Origin of the sequence: Streptomyces sp. NPDC048496 (assembly GCF_043200055.1) — a bacterium.
GTDB lineage: Bacteria > Actinomycetota > Actinomycetes > Streptomycetales > Streptomycetaceae > Streptomyces.
This window is the reverse complement of record NZ_JBICXB010000008.1, coordinates 151,572-166,478: the sequence shown is the minus strand read 5'-3', so window position 1 is coordinate 166,478 and position 14,907 is coordinate 151,572. Positions and strand designations below refer to the sequence as shown.

Here is a 14,907-nt window from a genome sequence, read left to right as displayed (position 1 = left end):
TGTACAAGTCGTCCAGCCCCGTGTGGGTGATCCTTCCAACGGGGCGCAGAATGCGCCCTCGCGCATGACTACACTTCTGCACATACACGCGTCAGGCCCACAGTGTCGTGCGTCTTCCACGCGGCAAGCACCTCCACCGCCTTCGGCCGTCGGGACGGCCGTCCGCACTGGACCTGTGAGGACTCACGTGAGCTCGAAACCTGTCGTACTCATCGCTGAAGAGCTGTCGCCTGCCACGGTTGACGCGCTGGGCCCGGACTTCGACATCCGGCACTGCAACGGCGCGGACCGCGCCGAGCTCCTCCCCGCGATCGCCGATGTCGACGCCATCCTGGTGCGTTCCGCCACCAAGGTCGACGCCGAGGCCATTGCCGTCGCGAAGAAGCTGAAGGTCGTCGCCCGCGCGGGCGTCGGTCTGGACAATGTCGACGTGTCCGCGGCCACCAAGGCCGGCGTGATGGTCGTCAACGCCCCGACCTCCAACATCGTCACCGCCGCCGAGCTGGCCTGCGGTCTGCTGGTCGCCACCGCGCGCAACATCCCCCAGGCCAACACCGCCCTCAAGAAGGGCGAGTGGAAGCGCTCCAAGTACACCGGCGTCGAGTTGAGCGAGAAGACCCTCGGTGTCGTCGGCCTCGGCCGCATCGGTGTCCTGGTCGCGCAGCGCATGTCGGCCTTCGGCATGAAGATCGTCGCGTACGACCCCTACGTGCAGCCGGCCCGCGCCGCGCAGATGGGCGTCAAGCTCCTCCCGCTGGACGAGCTGCTCGGCGTCTCCGACTTCATCACCGTGCACCTGCCCAAAACCCCTGAGACGCTCGGCCTGATCGGCGACGAGGCGCTGCACAAGGTGAAGCCCTCGGTGCGGATCGTCAACGCCGCGCGCGGTGGCATCGTCGACGAGGAGGCGCTCGCCTCCGCCCTCAAGGAGGGCCGCGTCGCCGGCGCCGGTCTGGACGTGTACACGAAGGAGCCCTGCACGGACTCCCCGCTGTTCCAGTTCGACCAGGTCGTCTGTACCCCGCACCTCGGTGCCTCCACCGACGAGGCCCAGGAGAAGGCGGGCATCGCGGTCGCCAAGTCCGTGCGCCTCGCGCTGGCCGGTGAGCTCGTGCCGGACGCGGTCAACGTCCAGGGCGGCGTCATCGCCGAGGACGTACGTCCCGGGCTGCCCCTCGCCGAGAAGCTCGGCCGTATCTTCACCGCGCTCGCGGGCGAGGTCGCGGCCCGCCTCGACGTCGAGGTGTACGGCGAGATCACCCAGCATGACGTGAAGGTGCTCGAGCTCTCCGCGCTCAAGGGTGTCTTCGAGGACGTCGTCGACGAGACCGTGTCCTACGTCAACGCCCCGCTCTTCGCCCAGGAGCGCGGTGTCGAGGTCCGCCTCACCACCAGCTCCGAGTCGCCGGACCACCGCAATGTGGTGACCGTGCGTGGCACGCTCGCCGACGGCGAGGAGGTCGCGGTCTCCGGCACGCTGGCCGGACCCAAGCACCTGCAGAAGATCGTCGCGATCGGTGAGCACGATGTGGACCTGGCGCTCGCCGACCACATGGTCGTCCTGAGCTACGAGGACCGTCCCGGCGTCGTCGGCACGGTCGGCAGGATCCTCGGCGAGGCCGGGCTGAACATCGCGGGCATGCAGGTCTCACGCGCGGACGTGGGCGGCGAGGCGCTGGTCGTGCTCACCGTCGACGACGACGTCCCGCAGGTGGTGCTCAGCGAGATCGCCGAGGAGATCGGCGCGACCTCGGCCCGTTCGGTGAACCTCACCGACTGATTCCGCCGCCTTCTCAGAGCCTGTCGGGTGACCTTCGATCGGAAAGCGGACGCGGTCTGGTGCGTGCGATTCCAAGGCGCTGGGATGGCCTTGTAGCGGAGCTACTAGGGCATTTTGGCAACGCGGGAAGCGTGCGTGCCAGGGCGTGGCCGCCCGATCAGAGGTCACCCGACAGGCTCTCAGCCGCACCCGGCATACGGGCGTCCTGAACGGACGTCTGTATGCCGGGTGCGCTGCTGTCGTGGGGCGCCGTGAGCGTCCGCGCAGTTCGTCCTGACGCATCGCCGGCAAGGCGCCCAGCGTCAGGGGCGGCGGCGAGTCCGTCCCCACGGGCCTGGCCCGGTCATGCGTGGGACCGGTCAGACGGAGGGCGGCGGAAGGGCCCGGCACAGTGCCTCCAGGGCCGCGGGGTACGCATGGTCCGGCGGCGTCGCATAGCCCACGACCAGGCCGTCCTCGGCGGGCATCGTGGCGGCCTGATGCCGGAAGTCGGCGAGCGGGTCCAGAGCGAGTCCCTGCCAGGCCGCGGCCTTGACGGTGGAGCGCTCGGTGCCGGGCGGCAGCCGCAGAACGGCGTGCAGACCTGCCGCGACGCCGGTGGGCGTGATGTGCGGGGCGTGTTCGGCGAGCGCGGCGACCAGCTGGTCGCGGCGGCGCCGGTAGCGCTGCCGCATCCGGCGGATGTGCCGGTCGTAGTGGCCGGACTCGATGAACTCGGCGAGCGCGAGCTGGTCCAGGACGCTCGCCCAGCCCTCGCGTTCGCCCTTGGCGGCCAGTACGGCGTCGACGAGCTGCCCGGGAAGCACCATCCAGCCCAGCCGGACCGCGGGGGAGAGGCTCTTGCTGACGGAGCCGAGGTGGACGACGCGGTCCGGGTCGAGGCCCTGGAGGGCGCCGACCGGTTCGCGGTCGTAGCGGAACTCCCCGTCGTAGTCGTCCTCCAGGACCAGCCCGCCTCGGGTGCGCGCCCAGTCGACGGTGGCCGTGCGCCGCTGCGGGTGCAGTGGACCGCCCGTCGGGAACTGGTGGGCCGGGGTGAGCAGCACACTCCGTACGCCCGGCAGTGCGGTCAACTCGCCGGTGCGTGCCCCGTGTTCGTCGAGCGTCAGCGGGACCGTACGCACCGAGGCGGCAGCCAGCAGGGAGCGGTGGAAACCGAGCCCGTACGACTCCACCGCCAGCGGTCCGCGCAGCACCCCGCCGCCGAACAGCAGTCGCAGCGCGTGCGCGAAGCCGGAGCAGATCACGATCCGTTCGGGTGCACAGCGCACCCCTCGGGCGCGTGCCAGATAGCCGGCCAGCGCATGGCGCAGCTCGATCCGGCCCTGCGGATCACCGGGCCCGAAGGCGTCGTTCGGTGCCGCGTTCACGGCGCGGCGGGAGGCGGCCAGCCAGGATGTACGAGGGAAGGAGCCCGCGTCCGGCTGGCCCTGCCGGAGGTTGTGCACGGGAGGGGCCGGGCGGGTCGGCGCCCTTTTCGGCACGCGGATCGGGGCCACCGGGGCAGCGCGGTGCGCGACCCGGGTGCCGGAGCCCTGCCGGGCAGTCAGCCAGCCCTCGGCGACCAGCTCGGTATAGGCGTCGGCAACGGTGTTGCGGGCCAGGCCGAGGTCGGCGGCGAGCGAGCGGTAGGGCGGCAGCCGGGTGCCCGGGGTCAGCCTGCCCTCCCGTACGGCGTCCCGCAGCGCACGGATGAGAACGGTCCGGCGACTGCCGGGACCGGTCAGCTCCAGCAGCAGGTCGCTGCCGATCCGCTCCGCCGAATTGACCCACGATTCCGCCATGAAAATGCACCCTACGCGAGGTCGCCCGGCTCCGTAGCGTAGTGGTCATGACGAACAACGACGCAGTCGCCCGCACCCCTCGGATCAACTTCGCCAAGGCCGCGCCGAAGGCGTTCAAGGCCCTCATCGGCTTCGACGCCGCCGCCCGCCAGGACCTGGACCCCGCACTCGTCGAGCTGGTCCAGATCAGGTCCTCCCAGCTCAACGGATGCGCGTACTGCCTCCATATGCACACCACGGACGCCCGCAAGGCCGGTGAGAGCGAGGAGCGGCTGCACATGGTCGCCGTCTGGCCGGAGGCCGCGCACTTCTTCACGGAGAAGGAGCAGGCGGCGCTCGCCCTCACCGAGGCCGTCACTCTGGTCTCCAGAGGCGGCGTCCCGGACGAGGTCTACGCCCGCGCGGCCGCCCACTTCGGGGAGGCCGAACTGGCCGGGCTGCTCGCCCTGATCTTCACGATCAACACCTGGAACCGCATCGCGCTGAGCACGGCCAAGGTGGCCGGCGCGGACGAGCGGGTGGCGCACTGAGCGCGGCCGGGGCATACGGCCTCCCCCACGATAGGGAGAGGGCTCCCGACGCCCTGCGACCCCGCTTGCGGCGTTGTCGTCGGTCACCGACGCTCCGCGTCGACTCCCTCCTCCGCCTTGCAGTCGAAGCCGCACGACTCCGCTCGCCGATCCACTCCCTATCGCGGGGGGAGGCCGTTAGAGCCGGGCACCCTTCAGCGCCATGTGCAGCAGCAGCCGGTCCTCGCCGTCGTTGAGGTCCAGGCCGGTGAGCTGCTCGACCCGGGACAGCCGGTAGTAGAGCGTCTGACGGTGGATGCCCAGCTCGGCCGCCGTCCGGCTCGCCTGGCCCGCGCAGTCGAGGAACACCTCGGCGGTGCGGGCCAGCTCCGCGTGGGGCGGGGTGAGCAGCGTCCGGACGGTGAGGTCCGGGGCGGTGTCCGTGGTCGGCGGGAGGGAGGTCAGCAGACGGTACGGGCCGATGGCCGACCATTCGGCGACCGGGCCGAGGCGGGACTCCGCGGCCGCCGCGCGGGCCGAGGCCGCGGCCTCGTGCCAGGCCGAGGCCAGCTCCGGCAGGCCTCGGCGGGGGATTCCGATTCCGGCGGTCGCCGAGCGGCCCGCGGTGGTCCGCAGCCGGTCCGCGGCCGTGACAGCCGGGTCGAGCACGTCGGAGGAGCGCAGCCGGACCAGCGCGGCCAGCGACAGGGTGCCCGCCCGCGCCGGTGACGGGACGGTGGACAGCGCCGCAGCCGACGGCACCGTACGGGCCGACGGGGTCTCGTCCGGCCACGGCGTCACGCAGACCACCGTGTGCAGGCCGTCCGCGTCCGGGCCCAGCGCCTCCCGGAGCGCGGCGACCGCCATGTCGCGCTGCCAGCCCCGCCCGGCGGTGAGCACCGCGCCGAACTCCCGGGACAGGTCCGTGCCGGCCCGTGCCTCGTCGGAGAGCAGCGCCCCGATCCGGGCCGCCACGTCCATGGCCGAGGTCAGCTGCTCATCGGTCGGCCCGGGGTCCGCGTCGAGCAGCCATACGTAACCGAGCACGACACCCCGATGGCGTACCGGCAGACAGATCCGGCCCCGGAACACACCCGCCTCCGGGGCGGCGGGGATCCGGACCGGGCCGGTGGCGCGGGCGATACCGAAGCCCTCGAACCACGCGCGGACCGCAGGCGTGGAGCGCCGGGTCAGGATCGACCGGGTGCGGACCGGATCCATCGCCGTGTCGTCGTCGCTGTCGTGCGCCCCGAAGGCGACCAGACCGAAGTCCCGGTTCTCCAGCGTGGCGGGGACGCCGAGCAGCGCGGAGATCTCGTCGACCAGCTCCTGGTAATCGCCCTTCACCCGGCCATTCTCGCACCCACTTCAGACATATGTCTGAGATCCAGTGCATGGATGCGTGACAGCTGTCGATGGCACAGGATCGGGGAGATCCTTAGATTTCACGGTGGTTCTCCGTGCTGTACCGGTCTGATTCAGTTCCTGCCGGTACGGCCCTCGTACATACCTTTCCGTTGGAGGTGCCCCGTGCTGGCTCCCGTGATTCTCGCTGCGTCGCGCAGTGACAAGATGCGCCGATTCATTTCGGCCGCCCCGGGGACCAAGCAGGTCGTCGACCGGTTCATCGCCGGTGAGACGGTCGAGCAGGTCGTCCCGATCATCAAGGACGCCACCGGGAAGGGCCTGGAGGTCACCCTCGACGTCGTGGGTGAGGACATCACCACGCCGGAGCAGGCCACCGCCGCGCGCGACGCCTACCTGGAGCTGATCGACCGCCTCAAGGACCTCGGCCTGGGCACCAGGGCCGAGATGTCCGTCAAGCTGTCGATGTTCGGCCAAGCGCTGGAGGGCGGCCACGAGATGGCGCTCGCCAACGTCCGCCCCGTCGTCGAGGCCGCCGCGGCGATCGGCACCACGGTCACTCTGGACGCCGAGGACCACACCACCCTCGACTCGATGTTCGCCATCCACGAGGAGCTGCGGAAGGACTACCCGCAGACCGGCTGTGTCATCCAGGCGTACCTGTTCCGCACCGAGGAGGACGCCCGCCGCCTCGCCGCCGCAGGCAGCCGCGTCCGCATCGTGAAGGGCGCCTACAAGGAGCCCGCCTCCGTCGCGTACCAGGACAAGGCCGAGATCGACAAGGCGTACGTCCGCATCCTGAAGATCCTGATGGACGGCGAGGGCTACCCGATGATCGGGTCCCACGACCCGCGGCTGATCGCCATCAGCCAGGAGCTGGCACGCAAGGCCGGGCGCAAACTGGACGAGTACGAGTTCCAGATGCTGTACGGGATCCGCAGCGACGAGCACGTCCGGCTCGCGGCCGAGGGGCACCGGATGCGCGTCTACACCGCGTACGGCACCGACTGGTACGGCTACTTCATGCGCCGCCTCGCGGAGAAGCCGGCCAACCTGCTGTTCTTCGCCCGCTCCATCCTCACCAAGGGCTGAGCCCCCCTTCCCCCTACCTAAGGAGCCACGGAACCCATGGACGCTGTGACCCAGGTCCCCGCGCCGGTCAACGAGCCGGTCCACTCCTACGCCCCGGGCTCCCCGGAGCGTGCCCGCCTGGAGGTGAAGCTCAAGGAGCTCGCCGAGAACCCGATCGACCTGCCGATGACCATCGGCGGCGAGAAGCGGATGGGCGGCGGCGAGCGCTTCGACGTCGTGCAGCCGCACAACCACAAGGCCGTCATCGGTACCTTCGCCGGCGCCACCGAGCAGGACGCCCAGGACGCGATCGACGCCGCCCTCGCCGCCGCCCCGGCGTGGCGCGCGATGTCCTTCGACGACCGCGCCGCGATCATTCTGCGCGCCGCCGAGCTGCTGTCCGGCCCCTGGCGCGAGACGCTGGCCGCGTCCACGATGCTCGGCCAGTCGAAGACCGCCCAGCAGGCCGAGATCGACACCCCCTGTGAGCTCGTCGACTTCTGGCGCTTCAACGTGCACTACGCGCGCCAGATCCTCGCCGAGCAGCCCCCGGCCAACTCCCCGGGTGTGTGGAACCGCATGGACCACCGCCCGCTGGAGGGCTTCGTCTACGCGATCACGCCGTTCAACTTCACGGCCATCGCGGGCAACCTGCCCACCGCCCCCGCCCTCATGGGCAACGTCGTGGTGTGGAAGCCGTCCCCGACGCAGACCCACTCCGCGGTGCTGCTCATGCAGCTCCTGGAGGAGGCCGGTCTGCCCAAGGGCGTCATCAACCTGGTGACCGGTGACGGCATCGCCGTCTCCGAGGTGGCCCTGAACCACCGCGACCTGGCCGGTATCCACTTCACCGGTTCGACCCCCACCTTCCAGCACCTGTGGAAGACGGTCGGCACCAACATCGCCAACTACCGCACCTACCCGCGGCTCGTCGGCGAGACCGGCGGCAAGGACTTCGTCGTCGCCCACCCGTCGGCCGACCACGCCGTCCTGAAGACCGCGCTGACCCGTGGCTCCTTCGAGTTCCAGGGCCAGAAGTGCTCGGCCTCCTCCCGCGCGTACGTTCCGGCCTCCATCTGGAACTCCGGCTTCAAGGAGAAGTTCGCGGCCGAGGTCGACTCCATCACCATGGGTGACGTCACCGACCTGTCGAACTTCATCGGTGCCGTCATCGACGAGCGCTCGTTCGCCAAGAACAAGGCTGCGATCGACCGCGCCAAGTCCGACCCGTCCTGCACGATCATCGCGGGCGGCACGTATGACGACTCGGTGGGCTACTTCGTCCGTCCGACCGTCATCGAGTGCAGCGACCCTTCGAACGAGGTCTTCACGACCGAGTACTTCGGCCCGATCCTCGCCGTGCACGTCTACGAGGACGACGCGTACGACGAGATGCTGGAGCAGATGGAGTCGGTCTCCGACTACGCGCTGACCGGTTCCGTCATCGCGAACGACCGCGCCGCGGCCGCGCACACGATGGAGAAGCTGCGGTACGCCGCGGGCAACTTCTACATCAACGACAAGTCGACCGGTGCCGTCGTCGGCCAGCAGCCCTTCGGCGGCGGCCGTGCCTCGGGTACGAACGACAAGGCGGGCGCCCCGCAGAACCTGCAGCGCTGGACCCTGACCCGGGCCATCAAGGAGACGCTGGTTCCGCCGACCGAGTACACCTACCCCCACCAGGGCTGACACCCCCGGGGCGCCGCCCCACCGGCGTCCCGCCCTGATTTCCGCCTCCCGCCCGGTTCCCCTGCCGGCCGGGAGGCGGTTTCCATTTCGGCCCCTCCGGCCGCACGGCCGCTCAGTACAGGAACCGCTTCACCACCGCGTCGACCGAATCCGCGGCCCGCTCGTAGGAGTCCAGCACCCGACGGTGGTGGTGGGCGAAGACATCGCGGACCTCGGGCTCCGGCGGACCCCGGTGCGCGGCGACGCCACCGGCGGCGCGCCGCAGCGTAGAGGCCGTTCATGGGGTCAACTCTTTTTCGGCGCACAACTCTTCGACACGTGGCAGCTACTCGGATGCGTCCTGCGTCCCTGGTGGCACAGGTGCCTGAGAGGCTGGGGGACATGACTGAGCCGTTGTGGCACATCGCGCACACCTACGAGCTGACCCCGACCGCCCGCGACGGGATCCGCGCCTTCCTCGACACCGCTTTCGAGGGCGACTTCAGCGACGACGACTGGGACCACACCCTGGGCGGCATCCACGCCTACGCACGCGACAGCGGCGGTGTCCTCGCCCACGGCAGCGTCGTTCAGCGCCGGGTGATCCACGCCCACCGCTCGTACCGCATCGGCTATGTCGAGGGCGTGGCCGTCCGCGCCGACCGGCGCCGCGAGGGGCTCGGCGGCCGGGTGATGGCTGCGCTGGAACGCGTCATCGACGGGGCGTACGTGTTCGGCGCGCTGTCCGCCTCCGCCACCGGGGCCGGCCTGTACGCGGCGCGTGGCTGGCAGGTGTGGCAGGGGCGGATCGGCGTGCAGGGGCTGAGCCGGGTGGAGCTGCTGCCGGACGAGGAGGGCAGCACATACGTCAGGGCGGCGCGCAGCCGCCCACTGCCCTCCCCGTCCCGGAAGCTGATCTTCGACTGGCGCGACGGCGACGTGCTCTGATCCCTACAGGGCCCCCGCGGCCCGCGCCGTCCACACCGACGGATACAGCGGCCGGAAGCCCAGCTCGTCCCGGGCCCGCAGCGTCGACATGATTCCGTACCACGGGTCGGGGTCGACCCGGTCCGCCGACTCGGCCGGCAACGCGACGTCGTTGAGCTGGTGCAGCTCCACCGCCGTCACCGGCGCGTCGTCCGAGAAGTTGTAGCGGCGGCCCGCCAGGCCCGGTGCGTGCAGCAGCCGCAGCAGTCCCTGCGCGACATCCGCGTGGTGCACCATCGCGAGCCGCTGCGTGGCAGCCCACTGCCCGGCCCAGGCCATCGACTGCGCGAGGTGCGGGTCGCCCTCGCCGTACACAAAGGCCAGGACGGCGATCCGGACATCGAGCCCGTGGTCGCGGTGGAGCGCGAGCAGGCCCTCCTCGGCCGCCGCCTTGGACTCGGTGTACGCACCCCACAGCTGCCCGCCCGGCACCGGGGCGTCGTCCTCCGTCAGCGGCCTGCCGCGTCCCGCGCCGTACGAGAGGTTCGTGCCGATCTGCACGAACCGCTGCGTGCCCGCCTCCACGGCCGCCCGGCCCAGCGCCACCGCGGCGGCGTGGTTGACCGCCCACGCCTCCTCGTCCGGCACCCCGCGGAACGCCGCCGCGATGTTCACGACCGCGTCCGTTCCGGCCAGCGCCTTCCGTACGTCCTCCGGGTCCCGCAGGTCACCGACGACGACCTCGGCCCCCAGCGCCGCGAAGGGCGCACCCCGCTCCTCGTCCCGCACGATCACCCGCACCGTGTCACCGGCGGCGGCCCGCCGCAGCAGCCGCGGTACGAAACGTCGGCCGATCTCACCCGTGGCACCCGTCACCAGAAACAGCATCATCGGTTCCTCTCGTCGCTTCCGATGTCCATCACCCTGCGACGGTTCGCCGGCCGGCGGGAGAGACGCGGTTATCCGGGGACCGGCACTCCCTGGATACGGCTCCGCGCACAAGCCATGCTGAGGACGTGGACCTCGACCGATCGGAACTCGCCGACTTTCTGCGCCGCTGCCGCGCCCGCCTCGAACCGGCCGACGTGGGGCTGACCGCCGGCTCCCGGCGACGCACCCCGGGGCTGCGGCGGGAGGAGGTCGCCCATCTCGCCGGTGCCTCCGTGGACCACTACACGCGCCTGGAGCAGGGCCGCGGCTCACGCCCCTCGCGTCAGATGCTCTCCGCGGTGGCCAGGGCGTTGCGGCTGAGCGAGGACGAGCGCGACCACCTTTTCCGGCTGGCCGGGGAGGAGCCGCCGAGCGACCGCCACGGCCCCACCCAGCATGTGCGCCCCGGGCTGTTGATGGTCCTCGACCGGCTGCACGACGCACCCGCCCAGGTCCTGAGCGACCGCGGGGAGGTCCTCGCCCAGAACGCCATGGCCGTGGCGCTGACCGGTGAGCACCAGCCGGGGTACAACATCATCCGGTCCTGGTTCACCGCCCCCGAGGGGCGGGCGCTCTTCCCGGCCGAGGACCACGAGGCGCACTCCCGCACCCATGTGGGTCAGCTCCGCGCGGTGCTCGCCGCCCGCCCCGATGATGTCGCGCTCGTCGCCCTCGTCGACGAACTGCGTGCGGCGAGCGAGGAGTTCGATCTGCTGTGGGCCGAGCACGTGGTCGCCGTGCGGCGCGCCGAGCACAAGCGGTTCGTGCACCCGGTCGTCGGGGAGCTGGACCTGGAGTGCGAGGCGCTGCTCAGCGCCGACCACGGACAGGTGCTGGTCATCCACACGGCCCGGCCCGGCACGGACGCGTACGAACGGCTGCAGCTGCTGCGTGTGGTGGGCCTTCAGGACCTGACCGTCGGGCCCTGATCCGGAGACTGCGGGCAGCAGGCCGTAAACCCCCGTCTCAGATAGTAGGAAGTCCGAGTAATCGTGGAGACAGACCGGCCGAGCTGTCCTAGCTTTGTAGAAGCCGAACGTCTCGCTAGATCCAGCGACTGGCGGTCGTGAGCGCGTGCCCTCATGCAGGCAACCCCTGCGGCATCCGCTCCCCGCCTCTTCCGGCGCCTCGAAATCCCGATCTCGAAATCACGCTCACGTTTTTTCGATCTCGAAATCCTCGCGATCTCAAGGAGTCGATCCACCATGGCCGAGACGACTGTCCGCCGCGTCCGACACACCCACCGCCCGACCGAGTCGGAGCGCCAGAATGCCGCCGCCGCCCTGCAGCGAGCCCTCGACCGCAGGGACAACGGCGGCTCCACCGGCCATTGAGGCCGGTCCGTCCGGCAGTGCTCAGCCGCGGCTGATCCCGAAGTGGTCGATGCGCTCGCCCGACTCGGCGAGCGCGGTGACCTTCATCCGCGCGCGCCGTCCGGGCTGGACCTCCACCGCGAGGAACGAGAAGCCGGTGCAGCGCACCCGCGACCACTCCACGGCCGCGGTCGCCACGCTCGTGCGCAGCACGCCGCGCCGGGTCAGCCGGCGGGTGCGCAGACAGTCGTGCTGCTCCGCCATGGTCATACGGTCGGCGAGCTTCTCGGGGATGCCGAAGCGGGGGATGTCCATGGCCAGAACATCCACCCGTGTGCTGACGCCGCCCCATCGGATGGGTGAACGACACACATACAACTCCCCATGCGTCCGTATAGTGGACGTGAAATGTCATTAGATGGGACGGGCAGTAGGGTGCCGACATGACTCGCAGCATCAATCTCGCAGTGGTCCCCGGTGACGGTATCGGCCAGGAGGTCGTGGCTCAGGGCCTCAAGGTCCTCCACGCCGTTCTCCCGCAGGATGTGAAGCTGGAGACCAAGGATTACGACTTCGGTGCCAAGCGTTACCACGCGACCGGTGAGACCCTCACCGACGCCGATGTCCAGGCGCTCAAGCAGCACGACGCGATCCTGCTCGGCGCGATCGGTGACCCCTCGGTCCCGTCCGGAGTCCTGGAGCGCGGCTTCCTGCTGAAGCTCCGTTTCCTCTTCGACCACCATGTGAACCTGCGGCCGTCGAAACTCCTCCCGGGTGTCGCGACCCCGCTCAAGGGGCAGCCGGAGATCGACTTCGTCGTGGTCCGCGAGGGCACCGAGGGTCCGTACACCGGCAACGGCGGCTCGATCCGCACCGGCACCCCGCACGAGGTCGCCACCGAGGTCTCGGTCAACACCGCCTTCGGTGTCGAGCGCGTGATCCGTGACGCCTTCGCCCGCGCCCAGGCCCGCCCGCGCAAGAAGCTGACGCTGGTCCACAAGAACAACGTGCTGGCCTACGCCGGGCACCTGTGGACCAACATCTTCAACAAGGTCGCGGCCGAGTTCCCGGACGTCGCCACCGATTACCTGCACGTGGACGCGGCGACGATCTTCCTCGTCACGCAGCCCGAGCGCTTCGACGTGATCGTCACCGACAACCTCTTCGGCGACATCATCACCGACCTCGCCGCGGCCGTCTCCGGCGGCATCGGCGTCGCGGCCTCGGGGAACATCAACCCGAGCGGCGAGTTCCCCTCGATGTTCGAGCCGGTCCACGGATCCGCCCCGGACATCGCGGGGCAGGGCAAGGCCGACCCCACGGCCACGGTGCTCTCCGTCGCCCTCCTGCTGCGCCACCTGGGCTACGAGGCCGAGGCCGTGCGCATCGAGGAGGCCGTCTCCGCCGACCTCGCGGAGCGCGGTGACACCCCTCGTACGACTTCGGAAATCGGTGACGCGCTCGCGGTACGCGTAGCGAGCTGACCCGACGACTCCACTTCGAAGCCGCCGGGTCGCCACCGCACCCGGCGGCTTCTCCTGTGTGGTCCCGGGTGCCACCATCGAACCCTGGACCGCATTCACGTCATTTCGTGCACGGGTCCCCGCGAGAGATAATCGAGCGGGCCGTGGCTTGCGGTAAAGCTCGGACATCCCAGCACCTGTCTGACAGGAGCCGGCGTGAGCGCGGTCCATCACACACAAAACCGGTGAAGGACACGCACTCATGACGACGCCCACGATCGAGCTCAAGCCCTCTTCGACCCCGCTGTCCGACGCGGAGCGCAAGGCGATGCTGGCCAACCCCGGATTCGGCCGCTACTTCACCGATCACATGGTGATCATCAAGTGGACCGAAGGCCGCGGCTGGCACGACGGCCAGCTCGTTCCCTACGGCCCGCTGTCGATCGACCCCGCCACCAACGTCCTGCACTACGCGCAGGAGATCTTCGAGGGGCTCAAGGCCTACCGCCAGCCCGACGGCTCGGTGGCCACCTTCCGTCCCGAGGCCAACGCCAAGCGCTTCCAGCGTTCCGCACACCGGCTCGCCATGCCGGAGCTCCCGGTCGAGACGTTCATCGAGGCGTGCGACGTGCTGGTCCAGCAGGACAAGGCGTGGGTTCCGGCCCACGGCGGCGAGGAGTCGCTCTACCTGCGCCCGTTCATGATCGCGTCCGAGGTCGGCCTCGGTGTGAAGCCCGCCAACGAGTACCTCTTCATCGTCATCGCCTCGCCCGCCGGCGCGTACTTCGCCGGTGGCGTCAAGCCGGTCTCGATCTGGCTCTCCGAGGACCGCGTCCGCGCCGTCCCCGGCGGCATGGGCGACGCCAAGACCGGCGGCAACTACGCGGCGTCCCTCCTCGCCCAGGCCGAGGCGTCCGCGAAGGGCTGCGACCAGGTCGCCTACCTCGACGCCGTGGAGCACAAGTGGGTCGAGGAACTCGGCGGCATGAACCTGTACTTCGTGTACGGGAACAAGATCATCACCCCGTCCCTGACCGGCTCCCTGCTCGCCGGCGTCACCCGTGACTCGCTGCTCCAGGTCGCCCGCGACCTCGGCTACGAGTCCGAGGAAGGCCGCGTCTCCATCGACCAGTGGCGCGCCGACACCGAGAACGGCACCCTCACCGAGGTCTTCGCCTGCGGCACCGCCGCCGTCATCACCCCTGTCGGCATCGTCAAGTCCGCGGGCGGCGAGTGGACCCAGAGCGAGGGCGAGCCCGGCGAGGTCACGCTGAAGCTGCGCGAGCGTCTGCTGGACATCCAGCGCGGCGTCGCCGAGGACACGCACGGCTGGATGCACCCGCTCGGCTGAGCCACGGTCCCGTACAGCGACGTCCCGTACCGCGACGCCCGCCCCGGCAGCAGCCGGGGCGGGCGTCGTCGTTCCTGTTCAGGACTTGGCGGACGGCTGTGCCTCCGTCTCGGCCGACACCGCGGGCTCCGTGCGCCTGCCGCGCGTCAGCGCCGTGTACGCGACAGCCGGTCACGGTGGCGGCGGCGAGCAGGGCGTACACGACCGCGTACGAGAGACCCCCGGTCGGCAGCCCGAAGAGGCGATGCATGGCGCCCACTATCGCGTCGCCGCCGATCCAGACGGTCAGCGCCGTGTAGCCGAGGGCGAGCAGCAGGCCGACGATCGAGCCGACCAGGCGGCCGCGCACACCGAACTGGGCACCGGAGGACGTGGAGAGGTTGGTTCCGGTGCGCAGCGAGACCAGGGCGAGCGGCGCCGTCAGCAGGGTGCCGAGCAGGGTGCCCGCGACGATCGAGCTCACCGAGGCCCACCAGCCCAGGCCGAATGAGACCGGGAGCCAGCCGAAGACGATCACGCCCAGGCAGAGGTTGGATCCCAGCAGGATCGAGACGAGGTCGCGCGGGGCGCTGGTGCGCTCCGCCTCCGGGATGGTGTCGACTCCGCGCTGTTCTATCGGCATGAGGCCGCCCCTGACGTTCGACATTTTGAGTGCCGCTCTATGTGAGCCTAAGCGCAGCTCCAGTCAATGGTTCTCAGGCGGGTAATTTTTGATTAGAGTCGTGTTCAAATTGGAGGTGTGCTGA

Annotated in this window: 13 protein-coding genes and 1 pseudogene; 9 read left to right on the top strand and 5 right to left on the bottom strand. The window is 70.3% G+C overall.

The features are described from left to right. Window positions 1–187 precede the first annotated feature (187 nt). Window positions 188–1,780, top strand: coding sequence for a phosphoglycerate dehydrogenase (serA, locus tag ACGFSA_RS11875; RefSeq protein ID WP_393303082.1), 1,593 nt, complete (start codon window positions 188–190; stop codon window positions 1,778–1,780). A 359-nt stretch (window positions 1,781–2,139) separates the two neighbouring features. Here serA and ACGFSA_RS11870 read toward each other — a convergent pair whose 3' ends face one another. Then, window positions 2,140–3,564, bottom strand: coding sequence for a PLP-dependent aminotransferase family protein (locus tag ACGFSA_RS11870; RefSeq protein ID WP_393303080.1), 1,425 nt, complete (start codon window positions 3,562–3,564; stop codon window positions 2,140–2,142). Window positions 3,565–3,611: 47 nt separating this feature from the next. Here ACGFSA_RS11870 and ACGFSA_RS11865 point away from each other — a divergent pair, with 47 nt between their 5' ends. Then, window positions 3,612–4,094, top strand: coding sequence for a carboxymuconolactone decarboxylase family protein (locus tag ACGFSA_RS11865; protein WP_393303078.1), 483 nt, complete (start codon window positions 3,612–3,614; stop codon window positions 4,092–4,094). 177 nt (window positions 4,095–4,271) lie between these two features. Here the strand turns inward: ACGFSA_RS11865 and ACGFSA_RS11860 are convergent, their stop codons facing one another. Beyond that, complete coding sequence (locus ACGFSA_RS11860; RefSeq protein WP_393303076.1) at window positions 4,272–5,420, bottom strand: PucR family transcriptional regulator; 1,149 nt, start codon at window positions 5,418–5,420, stop codon at window positions 4,272–4,274. Between the two features lie 183 nt (window positions 5,421–5,603). Between ACGFSA_RS11860 and ACGFSA_RS11855 the strand changes: the two genes are divergently transcribed. The 3 genes from ACGFSA_RS11855 to ACGFSA_RS11845 all read left to right on the top strand — a co-directional run bounded on the left by ACGFSA_RS11855 (window position 5,604) and on the right by ACGFSA_RS11845 (window position 9,125). Beyond that, window positions 5,604–6,530 carry a proline dehydrogenase family protein gene (locus tag ACGFSA_RS11855; RefSeq protein ID WP_327244201.1) on the top strand — a complete coding sequence of 309 codons (927 nt, stop codon included), beginning with the start codon at window positions 5,604–5,606 and terminating at the stop codon, window positions 6,528–6,530. 36 nt (window positions 6,531–6,566) lie between these two features. Continuing rightward, a complete protein-coding gene (pruA, locus tag ACGFSA_RS11850) occupies window positions 6,567–8,198 on the top strand; it encodes an L-glutamate gamma-semialdehyde dehydrogenase (protein ID WP_393303074.1) in 1,632 nt (543 codons plus the stop codon). A gap of 381 nt (window positions 8,199–8,579) precedes the next feature. Continuing rightward, a complete protein-coding gene (locus tag ACGFSA_RS11845; protein WP_393303072.1) occupies window positions 8,580–9,125 on the top strand; it encodes a GNAT family N-acetyltransferase in 546 nt (181 codons plus the stop codon). Between the two features lie 3 nt (window positions 9,126–9,128). On the opposite strand, the gene ACGFSA_RS11840 is transcribed toward ACGFSA_RS11845, so the two are convergent. Next, complete coding sequence (locus tag ACGFSA_RS11840) at window positions 9,129–9,992, bottom strand: NAD-dependent epimerase/dehydratase family protein (RefSeq protein ID WP_393303183.1); 864 nt, start codon at window positions 9,990–9,992, stop codon at window positions 9,129–9,131. A 128-nt stretch (window positions 9,993–10,120) separates the two neighbouring features. Here ACGFSA_RS11840 and ACGFSA_RS11835 point away from each other — a divergent pair, with 128 nt between their 5' ends. Together ACGFSA_RS11835 and ACGFSA_RS11830 are read left to right on the top strand one after the other, a co-directional pair. After that, on the top strand, window positions 10,121–10,963 hold the full coding sequence (locus ACGFSA_RS11835) for a helix-turn-helix transcriptional regulator (protein WP_393303070.1): 843 nt from the start codon (window positions 10,121–10,123) through the stop codon (window positions 10,961–10,963). A 276-nt stretch (window positions 10,964–11,239) separates the two neighbouring features. Next, entirely contained in the window at window positions 11,240–11,368 is a 129-nt protein-coding gene (locus tag ACGFSA_RS11830) for a hypothetical protein (protein ID WP_093772350.1), read from the top strand. Window positions 11,369–11,389: 21 nt separating this feature from the next. Here ACGFSA_RS11830 and ACGFSA_RS11825 read toward each other — a convergent pair whose 3' ends face one another. Continuing rightward, window positions 11,390–11,662 carry a hypothetical protein gene (locus ACGFSA_RS11825; protein ID WP_393303189.1) on the bottom strand — a complete coding sequence of 91 codons (273 nt, stop codon included), beginning with the start codon at window positions 11,660–11,662 and terminating at the stop codon, window positions 11,390–11,392. 128 nt (window positions 11,663–11,790) lie between these two features. Here ACGFSA_RS11825 and ACGFSA_RS11820 point away from each other — a divergent pair, with 128 nt between their 5' ends. Both ACGFSA_RS11820 and ACGFSA_RS11815 read left to right on the top strand, forming a co-directional pair. Next, a complete protein-coding gene (locus ACGFSA_RS11820; RefSeq protein ID WP_393303068.1) occupies window positions 11,791–12,831 on the top strand; it encodes a 3-isopropylmalate dehydrogenase in 1,041 nt (346 codons plus the stop codon). A 241-nt stretch (window positions 12,832–13,072) separates the two neighbouring features. Further along, on the top strand, window positions 13,073–14,161 hold the full coding sequence (locus tag ACGFSA_RS11815) for a branched-chain amino acid aminotransferase (RefSeq protein WP_393303066.1): 1,089 nt from the start codon (window positions 13,073–13,075) through the stop codon (window positions 14,159–14,161). A 166-nt stretch (window positions 14,162–14,327) separates the two neighbouring features. On the opposite strand, the pseudogene ACGFSA_RS11810 reads toward ACGFSA_RS11815, so the two are convergent. After that, window positions 14,328–14,783 (bottom strand): annotated as a pseudogene (locus ACGFSA_RS11810) (cytosine permease); the annotation flags it as partial. Window positions 14,784–14,907: the final 124 nt, after the last annotated feature.

Coding starts and splice junctions, on each gene's coding strand:
- ACGFSA_RS11870 (WP_393303080.1), bottom strand. CDS start 3,564: ATGGCGGAATCGTGGGTCAATTCGGCGGAGCGGATCGGCAGCGACCTG.
- ACGFSA_RS11865 (WP_393303078.1), top strand. CDS start 3,612: ATGACGAACAACGACGCAGTCGCCCGCACCCCTCGGATCAACTTCGCC.
- pruA (WP_393303074.1), top strand. CDS start 6,567: ATGGACGCTGTGACCCAGGTCCCCGCGCCGGTCAACGAGCCGGTCCAC.
- ACGFSA_RS11845 (WP_393303072.1), top strand. CDS start 8,580: ATGACTGAGCCGTTGTGGCACATCGCGCACACCTACGAGCTGACCCCG.
- ACGFSA_RS11840 (WP_393303183.1), bottom strand. CDS start 9,992: ATGCTGTTTCTGGTGACGGGTGCCACGGGTGAGATCGGCCGACGTTTC.
- ACGFSA_RS11830 (WP_093772350.1), top strand. CDS start 11,240: ATGGCCGAGACGACTGTCCGCCGCGTCCGACACACCCACCGCCCGACC.
- ACGFSA_RS11825 (WP_393303189.1), bottom strand. CDS start 11,662: ATGGACATCCCCCGCTTCGGCATCCCCGAGAAGCTCGCCGACCGTATG.
- ACGFSA_RS11820 (WP_393303068.1), top strand. CDS start 11,791: ATGACTCGCAGCATCAATCTCGCAGTGGTCCCCGGTGACGGTATCGGC.
- ACGFSA_RS11815 (WP_393303066.1), top strand. CDS start 13,073: ATGACGACGCCCACGATCGAGCTCAAGCCCTCTTCGACCCCGCTGTCC.